This is a genomic window from Streptomyces albus subsp. chlorinus (assembly GCF_013302895.1).
GTDB classification, from domain to species: domain Bacteria; phylum Actinomycetota; class Actinomycetes; order Streptomycetales; family Streptomycetaceae; genus Streptomyces; species Streptomyces chlorinus.
Genome location: NZ_VJOK01000001.1, coordinates 4032204 through 4053409 on the forward strand (window position 1 = coordinate 4032204; position 21206 = coordinate 4053409).

A 21206-nucleotide genomic window follows, 5' to 3' on the forward strand; every position below is an offset into this window, starting at 1 on the left:
CGCGAGCGCCCCTGGTGTCATCGGTGCGAGCCCCGGCGTGGGGCCGTCGGCGGGCGCCGGGGAGGCGCACCCCGCGCCGCCCGCGCCCATGGGGCTGCCCCTCCAGCCGCCGCGCAGCGGCAAGGAGCTGCTGGCCGATCACGTCACGGCCGCCGTCTGCTGTGCCGCCGTGGACACGGCCGGTGCCGTCCCCGGGCTCGACTGGCTGGACGGACCGGCCCTGTTCGTGGACGGCGAGCGCACCGGTGAACTGGCCGGTCTGGTGCTGGCGCTGGTCGAGGACGGGGAGACCGAGGGGCTGCGCGACTGGCTGGCGAGGGTCGGAGTACGACCGGAGAAGCCCGTACGGCTCGTCTGAAGATCATCTCCAGCCATTTAGCGACGAAGGGTGACGACGCCCGTGCGTAATGTGATGTGCTGTCTGCCGTCACACGCACGGCACACCGCGCGGAGACGGAGCGAGGGCGACGGGGAGGAGCAGTACATGGGAACCGAACGGACCGAGTGCCCCGGCCGCCCCGGACAGGCCGTGCGCGAGCCCGAGCCCGGCCCCGGGCCGCTGAGGCGGTGGGAGTCCGGAGCACTCGCGCACGCGGTGACCGACCCCTTCGGCCAGGGGCCGCTGCCCTGGCTGCGGGTGAGCGAGAACTACTTCGAGAACGGCCGTCTCGTCCCGTGGTACGTGGACTGCGTCGACCAGGCCCCGGGCCAGACCTCCCGCACCCCCGAACTGGTGCGGGACCTGGCGGGCGGCGGCCAGACCCTCCCCAAGCCCCGCACCCGCGGCCTGTCCAGCAGCGCCCCGCCCACCGCCGACGACGTGCGCTGCCAGATCAAGGGCTTCGCCTCGGTGGCCGGCGGCACGCCTCCCGGCGAGTCCATCGACTTCCGCGTCACCGTCAACCCGCCGCAGCCCTTCAGCGTGGACGTCTACCGGATCGGCCACTACGGCGGCGCGGGTGCCATGAAGATCACCACCAGTCCCCGGCTGTCCGGCATCATGCAGCCCGCCCCGCTCACCGCGGACCGCACCGTCTCCTGCCACCACTGGTGGCTCTCCTGGCGGCTCCAGATCCCCGACTACTGGTCCACCGGGGCCTATGTCGCCGTCCTGACCACCGCCGACGGGCACCGCTCCCACATCCCCTTCACGGTCCGCGACCGGGACCCGGGTGATCTGCTGCTCGTCCTGCCGGACGTGACATGGCAGGCGTACAACCTCTTCCCCGAGGACGGCCGTACGGGCGCCAGCCTGTACCACGCCTGGGACGACGACGGCCGCCTGCTGGGGGAGAGCCAGGCGGCCATGACGGTCTCCTTCGACCGCCCCTACGCGGGCTCCGGCCTGCCCCTGCACATCGGACACGCGTACGACTTCATCCGCTGGGCGGAACGGTACGGCTACGACCTGGCCTACGCGGACACCCGCGACCTGCACGCGGGGCGCATCGACCCCACGCAGTACCGGGGGCTGGTCTTCCCCGGCCACGACGAGTACTGGTCCCGGGCGATGCGCCGGTCCGTGGAGCGCGCCCGCGACAGCGGCACCGCGCTGGTCTTCCTCTCCGCCAACACCATGTACTGGCAGGTCGAACTCGACGCGCTCCCCTCCGGCGCCCCCGACCGCCTGCTCACCTGCCGCAAGCGGCGCGGCCCCGGGCGCCCCGCGCTCTGGCGCGAGCAGGGCGAGCCCGAACAGGCCCTGCTGGGCATCCAGTACGCGGGCCAGGTCGCCGAGCCCTACCCGCTGATCGTCCGCAACGCCGACCACTGGCTGTGGGAGGCCACCGGCGCCGGCGAGGGCGACGAGCTGCCCGGCCTCGTCGCGGGGGAGGCCGACCGCTACTACCCGCGCACCGTGCTCCCGGACCACACCAGCCGCATCCTGCTGGCCCACTCCCCGTACCAGGACCGCACCGGAGCCCTGCGCCACCAGGAGACCTCCCTGTACCGCGCGCCCTCCGGCGCCCTCGTCTTCTCCTCCGGCACCTTCGCCTGGTCCCCCGCGCTGGACCGCCCCGGCTATGTGGACGCCCGTATCCAGCGGGCCACCTGCAACCTGCTGGACCGCATCTGCAAACGGGACTGACCGGGGCAGCACCCCCGTGCCCCCGCCCGCGGCGGCGCCCGGTCCGCCCGACAGGCACCGCGCTCGGGTGGCAGGGGAGAATCGGGGGCACCCGCCGTGTGGCCGGCTGCCCCCAGGGAGGAATGAGAACGTGACGGGATTCGTCGAAAAACCCGAGCCCGCCCAGGTACCGGGCCTGGTGCATCTGCACACCGGCAAGGTCCGCGACCTCTACCGGAACGAGGCCGGCGACCTGGTGATAGTCGCCAGCGACCGGATCTCCGCGTTCGACTGGGTCCTGCCGACCGAGATCCCCGACAAGGGCCGCATTCTCACGCGGCTGTCCCTGTGGTGGTTCGAGCAGCTGGAGGACCTGCTGCCCCACCACGTCCTCGGCACGGACGTCCCCGAGGGCGCGCCCGCCGACTGGGAGGGCCGCACCACGGTGTGCCGCTCCCTGCGGATGATCCCCGTCGAGTGCGTGGCCCGCGGCTACCTCGCCGGATCGGGCCTGGCCGAGTACGAGCGGTCCCAGACCGTCTGCGGGCTCGCCCTCCCGCCCGGCCTGGAGGACGGCTCCGAGCTGCCGGGCTCGATCTTCACCCCCGCCACCAAGGCGGAGGTCGGGGAGCACGACGAGAACGTCTCCTACGAGGACGTGGCCCGCGAGGTCGGCCCGGAGACCGCCGCCGAACTGCGCCAGGCCACCCTCGCCGCGTACGACCGCGCCCGGGACATCGCCCGCGAGCGCGGCATCGTCCTGGCCGACACCAAGTTCGAGTTCGGCTGGGACGAGGCGGGCGACGGCACCGAGCCGCGGCTCACCCTCGCCGACGAGGTGCTCACCCCCGACTCCTCCCGCTTCTGGCCCGCCGACACCTGGCAGCCCGGCCGCGCGCAGCCCTCCTTCGACAAGCAGTACGTGCGCGACTGGCTCGTCTCCTCCGCCTCCGGCTGGGACCGCGCCTCGGAACAGCCCCCGCCCGCCCTCCCCTCCGACGTCGTCGAGGCCACCCGCGCCCGCTACATCGAGGCCTACGAACGGCTGACGGGGGTGCCCTGGAGCTAGGGCCTGCCGGGCGGCCCCGCCGCAACCCTGTGCGGGTTCCGGCGGGGGTGCCCTCCGACGCCCGACGCGCCCGACATCCAGTGCCCGGCGGGCCGTGGGCTCTCGGGTGTCGGGTGTACTGCGCTTGCGGGGGGCCTTCCGTCCGGGCCCGCCCGGCCCGGCCCCGGCCGCGACATGAAAAGAAGGCCCCGGTCCTTCGACCGGGGCCTTCCCGCTTCTCGGAGCGGACGACGAGGCTCGAACTCGCGACCTCAACCTTGGCAAGGTTGCGCTCTACCAACTGAGCTACGTCCGCGTGCTCCACCGCCGGACCTCTGGGGGCCGCCGTGGTGCGCAGCCCAGTATAGCCGCTCTCCGGCACGGCCCGGCACGGCTTCCGGGGCGGCCCGGGAGGTCAGATCCACCCGCGCTCGCGGGCCATTCGCGCCGCCGCGTGCCGGTTCTCCGCGCCCAGTTTGGCGGCGGCGGCCGAGAGGTAGTTGCGGACCGTCCCCTGGGTCAGCGAGGCCCTCCTGGCGATCTCCGCCACCGGGGCGCCGTCCGCGGCCAGCTCCAGCAGCTCGGCCTCGCGGGCGGACAGCGGCGAGTCCCCGGCGCTGATGGCGTCGGCCGCCAGCTCGGGGTCCACATAGCGGCTGCCGCCGTGCACGGTACGGATGATCTCGGCGAGCTGCTCGGCCGAGGCGGTCTTGGGCACGAAACCGCGGACGCCCGCGGCCAGCGCCCGCTTGAGGTGGCCCGGCCGGCCGTGGCTGGTGACGATCATGGAACGGCACTCCGGCACCGCGTCCCGCAGCGCCGCCGCGACCCGCACGCCGTCCGCGCCCGGCATCTGGAGGTCGAGCACGGCCACGTCCGGCCGGTGCGCACCGGCCATCGCCAGCGCCTCGGGCCCGGAGGCCGCCTCCGCGACGATGGCCAGATCGTCCTCCAGCGCGAGCAGCGCCGCCAGCGCCCCGCGGATCAGATGCTCGTCGTCCGCCAGCAGCACCCGGATCGGGACCCTCGGGTCCCCGCCCCCCACCTCGGCGTTCCCGCTCACCATCGCTTCCCCGGCTCCTCCCGTTCCCCGGCCGCCCTCGCGCCGGGGAACACCTGGCGGACCAACCCGCCACCCGCACTCCCGACCGCGGCGGAACCCGCCGCGCCCTCCACCGCACCCGCGGCACCCCAAGCCGCACCCGGGTCCGCGACACCCGGCCCCGCATCCGCATCCGCATGCGGGCCCGCGCCCGTGCCCGTATCCGTAGGCGCGCCCGGCCCCTCGTCCCTGCCCACGCCCCCTGCCAGGGCCTCCACCGGCTCCCCGGCATCGGCACGTGCGGCATGCGCGGCATGCGCGGCGCCGCCACTGCCGGCCGGGGCCGTGAGCGCGGTGCCGCCCGCGTCGGCCGGGGCCGTGAGCGGGACCTCGGCGCGCAGCCGGAAGAGCCCTTCCGCCTCGTCGCGGTCCGCCGTGAGGGTGCCGCCCAGGGCGGCGAGGCGTTCGGCGAGCCCCGTCAGGCCGGAACCGCGCCGGGTGGACTCCGGCCGCAGACCGTCGTTCTCCATCAGCAGGACGGCCGTACCGGCCGCGCCCAAGGTGAGGCGTATCACACAGCGCCCGGCCTCCGCGTGCCGCAGCACATTGGTGGCGCCCTCCCGGACCACCCAGCCGAGCGCCGACTGCACGGACCGGTCCCCTCACCGGCTCCGCCGACTCGATGCGGCAGTCCACCCCGGCGGCCCGCAGCACGCCCCGGGCGCCGGCGAGTTCGGTCTCCAGCCCGGCCTCGCGGTAGCCCCGGACGACCTCGCGCACCTCGGTCTGCGACTCGCGGGCCAGCCGCTGGACCTCCCTCATCTGCGCGAGGGCGGAGTCGGCGCCCCGCTGGGCGAGCTGGGTGGCCAGCTCGCTCTTGAGCGCGATGACCGACAGGTTGCGGCCCATCACGTCGTGCAGGTCGCGGCTGAAGCGGAGCCGTTCCTCGGCGACCGCCAGTCGCGCCTGCGCCTCCTTCGCCTCGTCCAGCTCCCGCATGACGGCGATGTACCAGGCCGAGGAGCGCGGTGTGAAGACGCCGGAGAGGCCCGCGAGGACGAGGACGCACAGGGTGGGCAGCAGCCGCAGCCAGCTCGTCGTCGCCGTGCTGAAGACGGCGGCGATCAGGACGGCGCCGCCGAACACCACGGCCATCGCGCGCCGCCTGGGCACCGTCAGCCCGTACACGCCCACCAGGCTCGGCAGACCGGCGAACAGGGCCATCGCGGGCCCGGCGGAGTCACCGGCCCAGCCCTTGCCGATCATCAGCGTGACCAGGGCCGTGGCGGCGAGGAAGAACCCCAGCGCGACGGCCATCAGCCGGCGGGGCGGCTCCTCCGCGCCCAGGTAGCAGTCCAGGGCACGCGGCAGGGCGGTCATGCTCAGCACGCCCACCACCAGTTGCAGTCCGGCCACCACGCAGGCCAGCGTCAGGGGCAGCCGTGCCTGCGACGTCTCGGCGAGGAACTGCGGGATACCGCTCAGGTAGAAGATCCACGGCGTGCTCAGCACCATCCACCGCGTCGAGACCTCGACCTGCTCCAGCCGGCTGCGCCGCTGCCACTTGTGCCGCCTCTCCCTGCCCCAGCGGATCACCGGCGACCGCCTCCCGTCCCCGTCTGTCCCCTGCTCGTCCGCCCCGTGCTCGTGCACATCCCCGCGCCCGTCCGTCCCGTCCCCGCGCCCGTCCGTCCCGTCCCCGTTCCCGTCCGTCCCGTCCCCGTGCACGTGTCCCCGCGCCGTCGCGGCCGAGCCCCCCGGCCCCGGTCCCGCCCCCTCACCGTACGTGCGGACCAGCGCCGCCGGGCCGACGACGGTGACCGGCGGCGGCCACTGCCCCGGCGCGGGCCCCGCGCCCGGCTCAGCGGCGCGGCTCCCACCGGAAGCGCTTGCGCACCACGGAGGCGCCCAGCAGCGTCCAGGCCACGGCGACCGCCAGTGCCCGCAGCGTGCCCGTCCCGCTCAGCTGCTGTGTCCAGGCGCTCCGCAGCAGGTCCATCACCGGCGACATCGGCAGATACCGGCACACCTCCGCGACCCGGTCCGGGTAGACCTCCAGCGGGACGAAGATCCCCGAGCCCGCGAACGTCGCGAGCATCAGCGGCATCGGGGTGAGCTGGGCCAGCTCGGTGGTGCGGGTGAAGGCGGCGGAGGCGGCGGCCAGCGAGGCCGTCATCACCAGCCCCAGCACCACCCCGGCCACCAGCAGGTCCGGCCGCTGTGGGGCTCCGACGTCCAGCAGCACCGCCCCGCCGGCCAGCAGCAGCACGGCCTGGGCCAGCCCGATCACGGCCGAGGGCAGCGCCCCGGCCCCCAGGATCTCCAGGTCGTCGGCCTCACCGGTGCGCAGCCGCTTGAGGACCAGCTCCTCACGCCGGGCGACGTACACGCCGACCAGCGTGCTGTAGACGGCGAACAGCAGCACCATCCCCACCGCCCCGGGCAGCACCACCGTGCCCAGCGAGAGGCCCGTCCCCGACAGATCGGCCTGGTCGGCGGCCGACTTGATCGAGAAGGTGAGCATCACCGGCAGCAGCAGGACGACGAACAACGCCGACTTGTTGCGCAGCAGCAGTGTCAGCTCCGCCCGCGCCAGCGCGCGCACCCTCCGCATCGACAGCCTGCTCACCCGGCCCCCGCTCGCGGCCCGCGCCCCGGTGGCCGTCGCCCCGCCCGCGCCCGCGCTTCCGCCCGTATCCGTCATGCCCGCGCTTCCTTCCGCTCCGCCACGCCCGCGTCCGCCCGGTCGCCCGCCTGGGCGATCTCCAAGAACGCCTCCTCCAACGAGGCGGACCGCGCCTGGAGGTTCTCCAGCGTGACGCCGGACTCCCGCGCCCACAGCAGGAGTTCGGTCAGCGCCGACTGGAGTTCCCGCGTCCGCACCGACACGGTGCGCCCCTGGACCGCGGCCGGGACGCCCAACGGCAACCGCTCGGCCGCCACACCCGCCGGCAGCCGGAAGGAGATGCGCGACGGCCGCTCGGCCACCACCTGCTCCGGCGTGCCCGTCGCCACGATGCGGCCCGCCTGCATGATCGCCAGCCGGTCGGCCAGCTGCTCGGCCTCCTCCAGGTAGTGCGTCGTCAGCAGGACCGTCGTCCCCTCCGCGCGCAACCCCCGCACCAGCTCGGCCACCTCCTGGCGGCCCTCGGGGTCCATACCCGTCGTCGGCTCGTCCAGGAACAGCACCTCCGGCCGGCCGATGAGCGCCAGCGCCAGGTCCAGCCGCCGCCGCTCACCACCCGAGAGCTGCTTGACCCGGACGTCCGCCCGGCCACCGAGACCCACCCGCTCCAGCGCCTCACCCGGCGGCCCGGCCTCGCTGGTGACGCCTGCCCACATCGTCGCCGTCTCCGCGACGGTCAGCTCGGAGGGGAAGCCGCCCTCCTGGAGCATCACACCCGTCCGGGGCCGCACATAGGCGCGCTCCGTGAACGGATCGAACCCCAGCACCCGCACCGTGCCCGCGTTCGGCCGCGCCAGCCCCTCCAGCACCTCGACGGTGGACGTCTTGCCCGCACCGTTGGTACCGAGCAGCGCGAAGATCTCACCCTCGCGCACCGAGAACGACACCTCGCGGACGGCCTCGAAACCGCCGCCCCCGCCGCTCCTGCCCGCCGCCTCGTAGCGGCGCCTCAGCCCCTCGACCTCGATCGCTTCCATGGAGCCAGGCTTCCGCCGGGAAGAGCCCGAATCGAGTGCGGGCCGTCATGAGTGCGGATGACGAATGTCATGCGGCACCCCCGCGTCCGCGTCCACACAAAAAGAAGACCCCGGCCGCAATGACCGGGGTCTTCATTTCCCTGAGCGGACGACGAGGCTCGAACTCGCGACCTCAACCTTGGCAAGGTTGCGCTCTACCAACTGAGCTACGTCCGCATGCCTCCATCCGGCTCTCACCGAATGGCGCGACCACTACTCTACCTGATCGTTTCCGACCGACGGTACGGAGTGGAGAGCGGGTGACAGGAATCGCACACTGCGCCTCCCTCTTGGAAAGAGGGCGCTCTACTACTGAGCTACACCCGCACGCTCACCTTGCGGTCCCCCTTCCGGGGTTCCCCGCCGCGGCGTTGCCCCGACTCTATCCGATCACCCACACCCCCTGGCAAGTCGCCCCTCCTTCCCTCCTCTTCCCCGCCACGGCAGCCCTCTGTCCTAGCCGGGACGGCCCCCGCTTCCCTGCCGTGACGGCGGGAAGCGGGGGCCGTCCCGGCAGGTGCCGTCCCGTCCGCAACCAGAGGCCCGCCGACGACGAGCCCCCGCAGGGGCGGACGGTGCGAGCCCCTTCGTTCGGCACGGGGGACGGGGGACGGGGGACGGGGGACGGGGGACGAGGGGGCGAAGGGGAGCGAGCCCCTTCATCCGGCATGCGCCGGGAGGTGCCTTGGGGCGGGCTCCCCACGAGGGGGCCGCCCCAAGGCGCAAGGCGGGAGGTCTCAGCGGGCGGCGTGGAACGCCTCGTACACCTTCTTCGGGATGCGCCCGCGGGCGGGCACATCGAAGCCGTTCGACTCCGCCCAGGCCCGCACGGCACGCGGGTCGGGGTCGATCGAGGTGCGGCGGTACGCCTTCCCGGACCTGGCCCGCTTGCGGCCGGCCTCGACGAAAGGCGCCAGCTCCTTGCGGAGCCGCTCGGCGTTGTCGGTGTTCAGGTCGATCTCGTAGGTCTTCCCGTCGAGTCCGAAGGAGACCGTTTCCGCCGCTTCTCCGCCGTCGATGTCATCGGAGAGCATCACTACTACACGCTGTGCCACGGATATCGGTCCTTCCCTCAGGATCGCGAAAGGGGGTCGCCCGGCTTTCCCGGTGGTTGCCGGGACGGTCCGCCGGCATGCGGCGGGATGTATGCGGGTGAACCCGGGTAGGAGACGGAGTCAAGTGCTTATTCTGTTGGATGCTGCGCGCGCCCGGGGGCGCACAAACATTATGGCCCGGAATTCGGATCGGGTTCCGGCCGCAATCGGGACCCTACTTTTTTCTCCTGGGTTTTCCCAGTGCTTCGCGAAGTCCCACCAGGATCGTCACGCGCGGATGAGCGCTTCTCGGCCGCCGTGGAGAACCCCGGACCATATCAACGCGCGTAGATTCTCATGGCGGGTACGCTGGCCAGCGCAGCGCCCCGCTAAGCACTAGGAGTACCTGTGGCTCGCGTCGTCGTCGACGTCATGCTGAAGCCGGAGATCCTCGACCCCCAGGGACAGGCGGTGCAGCGTGCACTGCCCCGCCTGGGCTTCGAAGGAATCTCCGATGTCCGCCAGGGCAAGCGCTTCGAGCTCGAAGTGGAGGGCCCCGTGGACGGGGACGCCCTCGCCCGTATCCAGGAGCTGGCCGAGACGTTTCTCGCCAACACCGTGATCGAGGACTTCACGGTCCGCGTCCAGGAGGCCGACGGCGCCGAGCGGCCCGTCCCGGCCGCTTCCCACGCCGCGTCCGAAGGAGCCGCGGCGTGACCACCCGTATCGGCGTCGTCACATTTCCCGGTTCCCTCGACGACAGCGACGCGCGCCGCGCCATCCGTATCGCGGGGGGCGAACCGGTCGCGCTGTGGCACCGCGACAAGGATCTGCACCAGGTGGACGCGGTCGTGCTGCCGGGCGGTTTCAGTTACGGCGACTATCTGCGGTGCGGCGCAATTGCCCGGTTCTCGCCCGTGATGGAGTCCGTCGTCGAACAGGCGAAGGCCGGAATGCCGGTGCTCGGGATCTGCAACGGTTTCCAGGTCCTGTGTGAATCCCACCTGCTTCCGGGGGCGTTGACCCGCAACGACCACCTGCACTTCGTCTGCCGCGACCAGCGCCTGCGGGTCGAGAACGACGCGACCGCCTGGACGTCGGACTACGCGCGCGGCCAGGAGATCACCGTTCCGCTCAAGAACGGCGAGGGCGGCTACGTCGCCGACGAGCGCACCCTGGACGAACTGGAGGCCGAGGGCCGCGTGGTCTTCCGGTATCTGGACGTCAACCCCAACGGTTCCCGCCGCGACATCGCCGGCATCACCAACGAGGCCGGGAACGTGGTCGGCCTCATGCCGCACCCCGAGCACGCCGTTGAGGCCCTGACGGGGCCGACCACCGACGGGCTCGGTTTCTTCACCTCGGCCGTCAAGAAGCTGGTCACCTCATGAGTTCCCAGAGCCTGGACACCGTCAAGCACGCGGAACAGACTCCCGACACCGACCTCCCCTGGGCCGAACTGGGCCTGAAGGAGGACGAGTACGCCCGTATCCGCCAGATCCTGGGCCGCCGTCCCACCGGCGCCGAACTGGCCATGTACTCCGTGATGTGGTCCGAGCACTGCTCGTACAAGAGCAGCAAGGTCCATCTGCGGCAGTTCGGCGAGAAGGCGCCCACCGAGGGGCCGGGGGCCGACGCGATGCTCGTCGGCATCGGCGAGCAGGCGGGCGTCGTGGACGTCGGCCAGGGCTACGCGGTCACCTTCAAGGTGGAGTCCCACAACCACCCCTCGTACGTGGAGCCGTACCAGGGCGCGGCCACCGGTATCGGCGGCATCGTCCGCGACATCATCGCCATGGGCGCCCGCCCGGTCGCGGTGATGGACCCGCTGCGCTTCGGCGCCGCCGACCACCCCGACACCAAGCGGGTGCTGCCGGGCGTCGTCGCGGGCATCGGCGGTTACGGCAACTGCCTGGGGCTGCCCAACATCGGCGGCGAGGTCGTCTTCGACGCCTGCTACCAGGGGAACCCGCTGGTCAACGCCCTGTGCGTGGGTGTGATGAAGCACGAGGACATCCACCTGGCGAAGGCCGCCGGCACCGGCAACAAGGTCATCCTCTACGGCGCCCGCACCGGCGGCGACGGCATCGGCGGCGCCTCCATCCTGGCCTCCGAGACCTTCGACACGGAGAAGCCCAGCAAGCGCCCCGCCGTGCAGGTCGGTGACCCCTTCCAGGAGAAGCTGCTCATCGAGTGCACCCTGGAGGCGTTCCACGCCGGGCTCGTCGTCGGCATCCAGGACCTGGGCGCGGCCGGGCTCTCCTGCGCCACCAGCGAGCTGGCCTCCAACGGTTCGGGCGGCATGCGCGTCGAGCTGGACGATGTGCCGCTGCGCGACTCCTCGCTCTCCCCCGAGGAGATCCTGATGAGCGAGTCGCAGGAGCGCATGTGCGCCGTGGTCGAGCCCGACAAGGTCGGGCGCTTCCTGGAGATCTGCGAGAAGTGGGAGGTCACGGCCACCGTCATCGGTGAGGTCACCGACGGCGACCGGCTGGAGATCTTCTGGCACGGCGAGAAGATCGTGGACGTCGACCCGAAGACGGTCGCCCACGAGGGCCCCGTCTACGAGCGCCCGTACGCGCGCCCCGAGTGGCAGGACGCGCTCCAGGCCGACGACCCGGCCGCCCTGCCCCGCCCGAAGGACGGCGACGAGCTGCGGGCCGCCGCCCTCGCCCTGGTCTCCTCCCCGAACCAGGCCGCCAAGTCCTGGATCACCGACCAGTACGACCGCTACGTCCTGGGCGACACCGTACTGGCGCAGCCCGAGGACAGCGGCATGATCCGGATCGACGCCGAGACGGGCCTGGGCGTCGCCCTCGCCACCGACGGCAACGGCCGCTACGCCAAGCTGGACCCGTACGAGGGCGCGCGGCTCGCGCTGGCCGAGTCGTACCGCAACGTCGCCGCGACCGGCGCCCGCCCGCTCGCCGTCACCGACTGCCTCAACTTCGGCTCCCCCGAGGACCCGGCCGCCATGTGGCAGTTCGCCGAGGCGTGCCGAGGGCTGGCCGACGCCTGCCGGGAGCTGGGCACCCCGGTGACGGGCGGCAACGTCTCCCTCTACAACCAGACCGGCGAGGCCGCCATCCACCCCACCCCGGTGGTCGGCGTGCTGGGTGTCATCGACGATGTCGCCCGCCGCACCCCGATGGCGTTCCGCGACGAGGGCCATCTGATCTACCTCCTGGGCGAGACCCGCGAGGAGCTGGGCGGTTCGGCCTGGTCCCAGGTCGCCCACGGCCACCTGGGCGGACGCCCGCCCAGGGTGGACCTGGAGCGGGAGCGGCTGCTGGCCGAGATCCTGATCGCCGCCTCCCGGGACGGGATGGCGGATGCCGCGCACGACCTGTCGGACGGCGGCCTGATCCAGGCGCTGGCCGAGTCCTGCCTCAAGGGCGGCAAGGGCGCCCGGATCGTCGTCCCCGACGGGCTGGACCCCTTCGTCTTCCTCTTCTCCGAGTCGCAGGGCCGGGCCCTGGTGGCCCTGCCGCGGAGCGAGGAGGTGCGGTTCACCGACATGTGCGCGGCCCGGGGGATGCCCGCCGCGCGGATCGGTGTCGTGGACGGGGAAGCGCTGGAGATCCAGGGGCAGTTCACCCTCCCGCTGGACGAGCTGCGGCACGCCCACGAGGCCACGCTCCCGGCCCTCTTCGGCTGACCGGCCGGCCGGCCACGCCTCACCGCCGGGCCCCAAAGCCGTGTGCCCGGGGTCCGGCGGTGACGCGGGAGGGTGAAGCCTTCTCCCGCACCGCGCCAGGGGGCGGCTAGTCTCACGCGTATGCCGCCTGCCCGACGCACCCCCTCCGGAAGAGACCGGCGCACGTACGACCCGAACCGCGTCCGCACCGCGCTCATCAACCAGGTGGAAGCGGTCACCGATGCCGCGCACCGGCTCGGCGCACAGCAGTACTCCCTCCCCTCCGGCCTGCCCGGCTGGGACGTGCACCATCTGCTCGTCCACCTCGCACAGCAGATCGACGCGGTGCCCCGGCAGCTGAGCCGGCCGGAGACGGAGGTCTCCACGAAGGCCGGGCACCTCTCCCTCTCGCGCTGGGCCCTGTCCACGGCGACCGCCGCCGAGCGGCTGGACGCGGCGACCCGCGAGGAGGCCGCCGCGGCCCCCGACGGCCCGGCCCGCGTCGACCAGGCGGTGGCGGAGCTGGAGCCGGTCATCGAGTCGGCGGTCCGCGAGGACCTGGTGATCCCGCACGACTTCGGTCCGATGCGCATGCTGGACTTCACGGTGACGCGGCTGGTGGAGCTGGTGGTGCACAGCGACGACCTGGCCCGTGCCACGGGCGTCCGCGTCGCGCTGGACCGGCAGGCCCTGGCCGCCACCGTCCGGGTGCTGGCCGACGCGCTCGCCGCGAAGGCACCCGGCGGTTCGGTGGAGGTGCGGATCCCGCCCTTCGCCGTCGTCCAGGCCGTCGAGGGGCCCCGCCATACCCGGGGCACCCCGCCCAACGTGGTGGAGGCGGATCCGCTGACGTGGCTCCGCCTGGCCACCGGCCGGACGACGTGGAGCGAGGCGCTGGCCACCGGGCAGCTGACGGCGAGCGGAGAGCGCTCGGACCTCTCGGCGCTGCTGCCGGTACTGGGCTGAGCGGCGCCGCCCGGATCCCCGGTATGTCCGGGCATTCCGGGCATACGGGTCGGTGGCCGCCCCGAGCGCACACGCGCCGCGAACCGGGCGGCGTGGCAAACATCACCGCCCGCCCGCCCGCTTCCCGGAGGGGAGAGGAGGGACGGGGGAACAGTGCGACAGGCGTGCTCACGCGCAGCGACGAGGATGCTCACCCGCAGCGACAGAGGGCACCCGCGCCGTGACCGACGTCCCCCCTGCGGCACTCGCGCGGGGGTCGGCCGGGGCCGGGCGGGCCGGATGGTGACCGCGTCCGGGCCGATCCGTCAAGGCCCCCCGCCCGGCAGGCGCGTTCCCCGGTTCGGCGCCCCGCGAGCGGGGACCGTAGACTCGAAGACGTGCCACGTGGTGACGGAAAGCTCAGCCACGACCTCCTCCCCGGTGAGAAGGGCCCCCAGGACGCCTGCGGCGTCTTCGGTGTCTGGGCGCCCGGTGAAGAGGTCGCGAAGCTCACGTATTTCGGCTTGTACGCCCTGCAACACCGCGGCCAGGAGTCCGCGGGAATCGCGGTGAGCAACGGCTCCCAGATTCTGGTCTTCAAGGACATGGGCCTGGTCTCCCAGGTCTTCGACGAAACCTCCCTCGGGTCCCTGCGCGGCCACATCGCCGTGGGCCACGCGCGCTACTCGACGACCGGCGCCTCGGTGTGGGAGAACGCCCAGCCGACCTTCCGCGCCACCGCCCACGGCTCCATCGCCCTGGGCCACAACGGCAACCTGGTCAACACCGCCCAGCTCGCCGGGATGGTCGCCGAACAGGCCGCCACCGGCAACGGCCGCGCCACCCAGGTGGCGGCCACCAACGACACCGACCTGGTCACCGCCCTGCTGGCGGGCCAGACCGACGACGACGGCAAGCCGCTCACCGTCGAGGAGGCGGCCCCGCGGGTGCTGCCCCGGGTCCAGGGCGCGTTCTCGATGGTCTTCATGGACGAGGACACGCTGTACGCGGCCCGCGACCCGCAGGGCATCCGCCCGCTGGTGCTGGGCCGGCTGGAGCGCGGTTGGGTCGTCGCCAGCGAGACCTCGGCCCTCGACATCGTCGGCGCCAGCTTCATCCGGGAGATCGAGCCGGGCGAACTGGTGGCCATCGACGAGGACGGGCTCCGCACTTCACGGTTCGCTGAGGCAAAGCCGCGGGGCTGCGTCTTCGAATACGTCTACCTCGCCCGGCCCGACACGGACATCGCCGGCCGCAACGTCTACCTCTCCCGGGTGGAGATGGGGCGCAAGCTGGCGGCCGAGGCCCCGGCCGACGCCGACCTGGTGATAGCGACTCCCGAGTCCGGCACCCCGGCGGCGATCGGCTACGCGGAGGCCAGCGGCATCCCCTACGGATCGGGCCTGGTCAAGAACTCCTACGTGGGCCGGACGTTCATCCAGCCGAGCCAGACCATCCGGCAGCTGGGCATCCGGCTGAAGCTCAACCCGCTGCGCGAGGTCATCCGCGGCAAGCGGCTGGTCGTCGTCGACGACTCGATCGTGCGCGGCAACACGCAGCGCGCCCTGGTGCGGATGCTGCGCGAGGCCGGGGCCGCCGAGGTGCACGTGCGCATCTCCTCACCGCCGATCAAGTGGCCCTGCTTCTTCGGTATCGACTTCGCGACCCGCGCCGAGCTGATCGCCAACGGGCTGTCCACCGACGAGATCGGCACCTCGCTGGGGGCCGACTCGCTGGCCTACATCTCGACCGACGGGATGATCGAGGCGACGGCCATCCCCAAGGACAAGCTGTGCCGCGCCTGCTTCGACGGGGAGTACCCGATGGAGCTGCCGGACCCCGAACTGCTCGGCAAGCACCTGCTGGAGGCCGAGGCCACCAGCGACGTCGACGGTGTCGGTACCCTCGCCTCCGGTGTGGGAGCGGCCGACGCGCTGAAGCGCCCGTAGCCGTCCCGATCCGCCTCCCCTCGTGTTCACCGCGCCGGGCCCCCGCCGGACCCCGTCCGGGCCGGGCCCGTCCCGACGGCCCCGCCCGGGGGCCGGCGCCGCCCAGGGGCGTGCCGCGGACCCGCCACCTCCGCCGCGGGGGCTGCCCCCGCGCGACGGCCCGGTGGCCGTCCGGCGGCTCCCCCGCGGTCCCTCGGGGCCCCGGACCCGACGCGGCTTCTCCGCCGAGCACCTCCCCCGCACAGGAAGACGTATCCCATGACGAACAGCCAAGGCGACGGCGCCAGCTACGCGGACGCCGGGGTCGACATCGAGGCCGGCGACCGCGCCGTGACGCTGATGAAGGAGTGGGTCTCCAAGACGCAGCGTCCCGAGTCGGTCGGCGCGCTGGGAGGCTTCGCGGGTCTCTTCGACGCATCCCGCCTCAAGGGCTACACCCGCCCGCTGCTGGCCTCGGCCACCGACGGGGTCGGCACCAAGGTGGCGCTCGCACAGCGCATGGACGTCCACGACACGATCGGCCACGACCTGGTGGCGATGGTGGTGGACGACCTGGTGGTGTGCGGCGCGGAGCCGCTGTTCATGACGGACTACATCTGCGTGGGCAAGGTGGTCCCCGAACGGGTCGCGCAGATCGTGAAGGGGATTGCCGAGGGCTGCGTCCTGGCGGGCTGCTCCCTGGTGGGCGGCGAGACGGCCGAGCACCCGGGGCTGCTGGGACCCGACGAGTACGACGTGGCGGGCGCGGGGACCGGCGTGGTGGAGGCCGACGCCGTGCTGGGGCCGGAGCGGATCCGGGCGGGCGACGCGGTGGTCGCGATGGCGTCCTCGGGGCTTCACTCGAACGGGTACTCGCTGGTGCGGCACGTGGTCTTCGACCGGGCGGGCTGGACGCTGGAGAGGCAGGTGCCGGAGTTCGGGCGCACGCTGGGCGAGGAACTGCTGGAGCCCACCAAGATCTACGCGCTCGACTGCCTGGAGCTGGCCCGCACGAGTGAGGTGCACGCCTTCTCGCACATCACCGGCGGCGGGCTGGCCAGCAATCTGGCCCGGGTCGTCCCCGATGCGCTGCACGCGACGGTGGAGAGGGGGACCTGGGCGCCCGGCGCGGTCTTCGACGTGGTCGGCGGCGCGGGGAACGTGGCGCGGGCCGAGCTGGAGAAGACGCTGAACATGGGGGTCGGCATGATCGCGGTCGTGCCGCCGTCCGCCGTCGACGCGACGCTGGAGACCCTGGCCGACCGAGGCGTGGACGCCTGGGTCGCGGGCGAGATCACCGAGCGCGGTGACCGCGGGGAGGCGGTCACTCTCACGGGTGACTATGCACGCTGACCAGGCGCACGTGAGAACCCGGTCCGGTGGACGCCGGACCGGGCTCGGTGCGGATAGGGAACGTCAGGCGCCGCGGCGCTTCGACTGGGGGCGGGACGACTCGTCGTCCTCGTCCTCCTCGTCGTTGTACAGATCCGCGTACCGTGCGTACGGGTCCTGCTCATCGTCCTCGAAGCGGCCGCCGTTCGGCGGCTCGTTCGACGTCGATGCGCCCAGCTCCTCGGCCAGGCGCGAGAGGTCCGTCCCGCCAGTGTTGTACTTCAGCTGGCGGGCGACCTTCGTCTGCTTGGCCTTGGCCCGGCCGCGCCCCATGGCTCGACCCCCTCAACGACGGGGCTCGACGGCCCCAGAGTCTTGACACGCGTTCATGGTTCATAGCGGCCTCTCAGGTGAGAGACCGGTACTCAGGGCTTCAACGGTACCTGCTTCCGCCGCCGTACGGTACGTCGCCCGCACGACACGGCCGCTGTCCGACGCGCCCCTCGACCCTTCTCGTGCTGGTCAGTGGCGATTTTACCTTCCTGTAGCGGAGAGACCCGCCGTGGGGTGGTGAGACCACTGTCACGGGCCCCTCCGCGGGTGCTCACGCAGCGTTCACCGTGTGCTCACAGGCCCATGCGCTGCTCGGCGAGCCGGTCCGCTGCCGCCGCCGGGGGGACGCCGTCGGCGGCGGCCCGGTCGAAGATGGCCGCCGTCGTGTCGAAAATCTTGCTCGCCTTTGCTTTCGCACGTGCGAAGTCGAAGCCGTGCAGCTCCTCCGCGACCTGGATGACACCGCCCGCGTTCACCACGTAGTCCGGCGCGTAGAGGATGCCGCGCTCGGCGAGATCCTTCTCGACGCCCGGGTGGGCGAGCTGGTTGTTGGCGGCGCCGCACACGGCCTTGGCGGTCAGATGCGGCACCGTCTCGTCGTTCAGCGCGCCGCCCAGCGCGCAGGGCGCGTACAGATCCAGCCCTTCCGTCCTGATCAGCGCCTCCGTGTCGGCCACGGCCGTCAGCGGGGCGCCGGGGTGGGCGGCCAGCACGGCGCGCACGGACTCCTCGCGCACGTCCGTGACGACGACGCGGGCGCCGTCCTCGAGGAGGTGGCCGACCAGGTGCTTGCCCACCTTCCCGACCCCGGCGACGCCCACCAGCCGCTCACGCAGCGTGGGCGCGCCCCACAGCCGCTGGGCGCTGGCCCGCATCCCCTGGAAGACGCCGAATGCGGTCAGCACGGAGGAGTCGCCGGCGCCGCCGTTCTCGGGGGAGCGGCCCGTCGTCCAGCGGCACTCCTGGGCCACCACGTCCATGTCCCGCACGTAGGTGCCCACGTCGCAGGCGGTGACGTACCGGCCGCCCAGGGAGGCGACGAAGCGCCCGTAGGCCCGCAGCAGGGCCTCGGACTTGAGCTGCTCGGGGTCGCCGATGATCACGGCCTTGCCGCCGCCGTGGTCGAGGCCGGCCAGCGCGTTCTTGTACGACATGCCGCGCGCCAGGTCGAGCGCGTCGAGCACCGCGGACCGCTCGGGATCGGCCGAGCCCGCGTACGCGTGGAAGCGGGTGCCGCCCAGCGCGGGGCCGAGCGCGGTGGAGTGGATCGCGATGACGGCCTTCAGGCCGCTGGCGCGGTCCTGGCAGAGGACGACCTGCTCGTGGCCGCCCTGCTCGGAGCGGAAGAGGGTGGAGGTGACCGGGTCCCCGGCGGGGACACCGGAGGGAACGCCGGCGGAAGGTGGTACCTCGATCACGGTGGTGACTCCTGGAATCGCGTCTGGGCCCTCGTGCCGGACCGGCCGCTTGTGGCGGTCACGGCCCGGGAGGGCCGGTCCGCAAGCAGCGTACGACCCGCGCGGCGAGGGCACGTTGCGGTCCCACGATCGGGGTAGTCAACTGTCTGCCAGGCCCGTCCCGCAACGGTTCGGACGGTTCGCAGAGGCTTGGTCGATGCTTGGAGGAAATGCGTGGCTGACACAGCGCCGGTCGTCGTCCCGTACGCGGCGTATCTGCGGGTCTATGAACCGCTGGCGGCCTTCCCGGAGCCGGAGCGCTCCCACTGGATCGCATATGCGAAGGCCGGGCGCTTTCCGACCGCGCAGGACGAAATCCGCCGCGCGCTGGCGGACTTGGTGCCGGTGCCGCCCGTGGTGGTCCCCGTCCGGGAGAGCGCCGAGGCGTTCGTGACGGAGGTGGACGGGGTGACCTGCGTCTGCCCCTGGCGCACCCGGCTGCGCGGCTGGCAGGCGCTCACTGCCCTCACCCAGGCCGCCGGCAACCGGGAACTCGACCTTCCCCAGCCGGTGCTGGACGCCGCGCTGCCGCCCGTCGTACGGCGCCAGGCCACGGCCGACTACGAACGGTGGCGGGAGCGCAACCCGGACGCGCGGCCCTGGATCCGTACGGCGCTGTGGCATGTGCCGGTGCGGTGGTTCGTTCTTTTCGTGGACGAAGAAAGGGAGTTTGCGAAGCCGGAAACGGGTGAGGAGAGCGGACAGCAGTTCGTTCTCCGCTACCGCACTCCCATGGTGGAGGCGAGGCGACGCCTCGCCCGCGGCCTGAAGGTGCTCCGCGAAGAGCTGGAGGAGGGACCGCTCGTCGACGGACTGGTCGACGTGGGCCGCTGGCTGGAGGAGTTCCACCCGCGCTCCCTCGTCGAGCTGGACTACGGCGGGCTGGTCCACGCGATCCCCGAGGAGCAGCTCGCGGGAGACCACTCCGCGGCCGACGTCACGGAGGGCCTGGCCGCCCTCCGTGAGGGAGACGCCGAGCGGGCGGGTGCGGTGTACGAGCGGCTGACGGAGCGCTGGAGGGCGGTCCGCCAGCTCCAGTACGCGAGCTGAGGCCCGCCCAGGGCCCCCACCCCCCGGACGGCGGGGGAGGCCGCCTGGGCGGCCCCGCCGTCCGGCGGGGGAGGAGTGGGACCTACGTCCCGAACCGGGTCTTTGCCTCAAGCGTGATGGATTGCACTTAAACGGGTCTTGCTCTCAGAGCTATCCCTCGTGTCAAAATAGGACAAGGAGTTCGCACAGGACTCCTTCCGTCCAACTATGGGTGGATAGATCGGTATTGCGCTCCTTGGTGGGTCTGATGACCCCTGCTCCCGTTGTGACTGATCGTTACAGCGGGATGACTGTCCGCTATGGGATGGTCCATCGGCTTCCGCCGAGGTTGAACACCTGAGAGGGCAATTCCATCGGTTTGGCCGACGTGGCTGGACAGATGGTGTAGTTGTAGTGCCGAGGACAAGCCGTTCGTCCTATAACCGACTCGGCTCGCGTCCGCCATATCGGGCAACGCGGGTCAAGGTGCAGAATTTAGAGGAAAGAACCGTGATGGTTCGGTTCTCCCGAGGAGGCCGCTCATGACCGCTCGCACCCCTGATGCCGAGCCGCTGTTGACCCCGGCTGAGGTTGCCACGATGTTCCGTGTGGACCCCAAGACGGTCACGCGCTGGGCAAAGGCGGGCAAGCTCACGTCCATCCGCACGCTCGGAGGACACCGCCGCTACCGCGAGGCGGAGGTTCGCGCCCTGCTGGCGGGTATCCCGCAGCAGCGCAGCGAGGCCTGATCAGCCCACTGACCAGGCACAACAGCACCACCTAAGGGTACTCACGGGGCCCCCACCCCACGAGATCGCCCGCTCAGCACCACACGGCCAGGCCGCTGCCCCAACAGGGCTTGTCCGTTGATCGCGCCGGACTCCGCCGGGTCCGGCGCGATCTTTTTTGTGCCCGGAAACCGCAGGTCGCTGGGGGTTGCTGAGCGCTGCTGCGCGGTTGTGGGAGGCCGGTCGCAGCGGTCCGGAGCGGGGATGCTGCGGCGGGACCGGACGCCGGTGCAATTGCACATATTAAATTGAGGGCTTCTGAGGGGGCCTCAGGTTCCCTGCCGGAACGGCTCAGTTGAGTGACACCTGCCACACACGGGGGGTCTTGTGAGCGGCGCCACCCGTACGGTAATGCGCCAACGACTGGGCGCAGCACGTCACTTGCGGGTCCGGGCGCCCCGGAGCGGCCCGCCCGCGAGCGCCAGCCGCAGCAGCCGGTGGCAGACCGGGCAGTGCCGCCTCGCGTGCCGGCGGCGGCCGGCGGCGGCGAGATGCGTCCGCAGGAGCACCCGTGCCTCCGCGCGCACCGCCTCCTGGAACCCGGCCATCGCCCTCACCTCCACGGCCAGGACTACCCCCGCCCCCCGTCCGCGTCAACACGGCGGGGCCATCGGGCGAGTGAGCCCGCCCTCCGTGCGGCGAGGGGCGGAGGCCGTCCGGGCGGCGGAGGAGCGCGGCGGAGGAGCGCTCTGCGGTAGGGGTGCGGCAGTGGGTGAAGGGGCGGGCACAGCAACGAGGCCCGGGTAACCGTGGTCACCCGGGCCTCGTCGACGAGCGGTCCTGACGGGATTTGAACCCGCGGCCTCCACCTTGACAGGGTGGCGAGCACTCCAAACTGCTCCACAGGACCTCGCGAGATGGAA

The 21206-nt window shown here is 72.5% G+C and carries 19 protein-coding genes, 4 tRNA genes and 2 pseudogenes; 12 read left to right on the forward strand and 13 right to left on the reverse strand.

Annotated features, from left to right (window positions below):
- The 3 genes and pseudogenes from FM076_RS17600 to FM076_RS17610 form a co-directional block, all read left to right on the forward strand.
- Positions 1-358 (forward strand): annotated as a pseudogene (locus FM076_RS17600) (hypothetical protein); the annotation flags it as partial.
- A gap of 126 nt (positions 359-484) precedes the next feature.
- On the forward strand, positions 485-2089 hold the full coding sequence (locus FM076_RS17605; RefSeq protein WP_243274547.1) for a N,N-dimethylformamidase beta subunit family domain-containing protein: 1605 nt from the start codon (positions 485-487) through the stop codon (positions 2087-2089).
- 130 nt (positions 2090-2219) lie between these two features.
- The gene (locus FM076_RS17610; RefSeq protein ID WP_173871882.1) at positions 2220-3137 is read left to right on the forward strand and encodes a phosphoribosylaminoimidazolesuccinocarboxamide synthase; all 918 of its coding nucleotides are present in this window, start codon (positions 2220-2222) and stop codon (positions 3135-3137) included.
- A gap of 222 nt (positions 3138-3359) precedes the next feature.
- On the opposite strand, the gene FM076_RS17615 is transcribed toward FM076_RS17610, so the two are convergent.
- The 4 genes and pseudogenes from FM076_RS17615 to FM076_RS35015 all read right to left on the reverse strand — a co-directional run.
- A tRNA-Gly gene (locus tag FM076_RS17615) sits at positions 3360-3432 on the reverse strand.
- Positions 3433-3531: 99 nt separating this feature from the next.
- A complete protein-coding gene (locus tag FM076_RS17620; RefSeq protein WP_173871883.1) occupies positions 3532-4182 on the reverse strand; it encodes a response regulator transcription factor in 651 nt (216 codons plus the stop codon).
- Positions 4176-4808: a hypothetical protein gene (locus FM076_RS33945; RefSeq protein ID WP_243275230.1), complete on the reverse strand. Its 633-nt coding sequence runs from the start codon at positions 4806-4808 to the stop codon at positions 4176-4178. Before FM076_RS33945 ends, FM076_RS17620 begins: the two co-directional genes overlap by 7 nt.
- A gap of 154 nt (positions 4809-4962) precedes the next feature.
- Positions 4963-5157: pseudogene (locus FM076_RS35015) on the reverse strand (histidine kinase); the annotation flags it as partial.
- Between FM076_RS35015 and FM076_RS33955 the strand changes: the two are divergent.
- The gene (locus tag FM076_RS33955) at positions 5156-5509 is read left to right on the forward strand and encodes a hypothetical protein (RefSeq protein ID WP_243275232.1); all 354 of its coding nucleotides are present in this window, start codon (positions 5156-5158) and stop codon (positions 5507-5509) included. The pseudogene FM076_RS35015 and the gene FM076_RS33955 overlap by 2 nt on opposite strands.
- A gap of 510 nt (positions 5510-6019) precedes the next feature.
- Here the strand turns inward: FM076_RS33955 and FM076_RS17630 are convergent.
- From FM076_RS17630 to FM076_RS17650, 5 genes are all read right to left on the reverse strand, one after another.
- The gene (locus tag FM076_RS17630; protein WP_173871884.1) at positions 6020-6862 is read right to left on the reverse strand and encodes an ABC transporter permease; all 843 of its coding nucleotides are present in this window, start codon (positions 6860-6862) and stop codon (positions 6020-6022) included.
- Positions 6859-7821 carry an ABC transporter ATP-binding protein gene (locus FM076_RS17635; RefSeq protein ID WP_173871885.1) on the reverse strand — a complete coding sequence of 321 codons (963 nt, stop codon included), beginning with the start codon at positions 7819-7821 and terminating at the stop codon, positions 6859-6861. The genes FM076_RS17630 and FM076_RS17635 overlap by 4 nt, the downstream gene beginning before the upstream one ends.
- Before the next feature lie 143 nt (positions 7822-7964).
- Positions 7965-8037, reverse strand: a tRNA-Gly gene (locus tag FM076_RS17640).
- Between the two features lie 78 nt (positions 8038-8115).
- Positions 8116-8187 (reverse strand) — tRNA-Gly (locus tag FM076_RS17645).
- A 410-nt stretch (positions 8188-8597) separates the two neighbouring features.
- Positions 8598-8915, reverse strand: a complete 318-nt coding sequence (locus tag FM076_RS17650) for an Lsr2 dimerization domain-containing protein (RefSeq protein WP_173871886.1) — start codon at positions 8913-8915, stop codon at positions 8598-8600.
- A gap of 387 nt (positions 8916-9302) precedes the next feature.
- Here FM076_RS17650 and purS point away from each other — a divergent pair, with 387 nt between their 5' ends.
- The 6 genes from purS (at position 9303) to purM (ending at position 16757) form a co-directional block, all read left to right on the forward strand.
- A complete protein-coding gene (gene purS, locus FM076_RS17655; RefSeq protein WP_173871887.1) occupies positions 9303-9611 on the forward strand; it encodes a phosphoribosylformylglycinamidine synthase subunit PurS in 309 nt (102 codons plus the stop codon).
- On the forward strand, positions 9608-10285 hold the full coding sequence (gene purQ, locus FM076_RS17660; protein WP_173871888.1) for a phosphoribosylformylglycinamidine synthase subunit PurQ: 678 nt from the start codon (positions 9608-9610) through the stop codon (positions 10283-10285). Before purS ends, purQ begins: the two co-directional genes overlap by 4 nt.
- Positions 10282-12552 carry a phosphoribosylformylglycinamidine synthase subunit PurL gene (purL, locus tag FM076_RS17665; protein WP_173871890.1) on the forward strand — a complete coding sequence of 757 codons (2271 nt, stop codon included), beginning with the start codon at positions 10282-10284 and terminating at the stop codon, positions 12550-12552. The genes purQ and purL overlap by 4 nt, the downstream gene beginning before the upstream one ends.
- 120 nt (positions 12553-12672) lie before the next feature.
- Positions 12673-13497, forward strand: coding sequence for a maleylpyruvate isomerase family mycothiol-dependent enzyme (locus FM076_RS17670; RefSeq protein ID WP_173871892.1), 825 nt, complete (start codon positions 12673-12675; stop codon positions 13495-13497).
- Between the two features lie 377 nt (positions 13498-13874).
- Positions 13875-15425, forward strand: coding sequence for an amidophosphoribosyltransferase (gene purF / locus FM076_RS17675; RefSeq protein ID WP_173871894.1), 1551 nt, complete (start codon positions 13875-13877; stop codon positions 15423-15425).
- A gap of 258 nt (positions 15426-15683) precedes the next feature.
- Positions 15684-16757, forward strand: a complete 1074-nt coding sequence (purM, locus tag FM076_RS17680; protein WP_173871896.1) for a phosphoribosylformylglycinamidine cyclo-ligase — start codon at positions 15684-15686, stop codon at positions 16755-16757.
- 63 nt (positions 16758-16820) lie between these two features.
- Here purM and FM076_RS17685 read toward each other — a convergent pair whose 3' ends face one another.
- Complete coding sequence (locus FM076_RS17685) at positions 16821-17069, reverse strand: DUF3073 domain-containing protein (RefSeq protein WP_173871897.1); 249 nt, start codon at positions 17067-17069, stop codon at positions 16821-16823.
- A 293-nt stretch (positions 17070-17362) separates the two neighbouring features.
- Positions 17363-18484, reverse strand: a complete 1122-nt coding sequence (locus FM076_RS17690; protein WP_428815159.1) for a Leu/Phe/Val dehydrogenase — start codon at positions 18482-18484, stop codon at positions 17363-17365.
- Positions 18485-18700: 216 nt separating this feature from the next.
- Here FM076_RS17690 and FM076_RS17695 point away from each other — a divergent pair, with 216 nt between their 5' ends.
- Positions 18701-19576: a hypothetical protein gene (locus FM076_RS17695; protein ID WP_173871901.1), complete on the forward strand. Its 876-nt coding sequence runs from the start codon at positions 18701-18703 to the stop codon at positions 19574-19576.
- A 521-nt stretch (positions 19577-20097) separates the two neighbouring features.
- Complete coding sequence (gene bldC, locus FM076_RS17700) at positions 20098-20304, forward strand: developmental transcriptional regulator BldC (protein ID WP_003949541.1); 207 nt, start codon at positions 20098-20100, stop codon at positions 20302-20304.
- Between the two features lie 416 nt (positions 20305-20720).
- Here bldC and FM076_RS17705 read toward each other — a convergent pair whose 3' ends face one another.
- Both FM076_RS17705 and FM076_RS17710 read right to left on the reverse strand, forming a co-directional pair.
- Entirely contained in the window at positions 20721-20891 is a 171-nt protein-coding gene (locus FM076_RS17705) for a DUF6274 family protein (protein ID WP_173871903.1), read from the reverse strand.
- 227 nt (positions 20892-21118) lie between these two features.
- Positions 21119-21193: transfer RNA gene (locus FM076_RS17710), tRNA-Asp, on the reverse strand.
- Between the last annotated feature and the right edge of the window lie 13 nt (positions 21194-21206).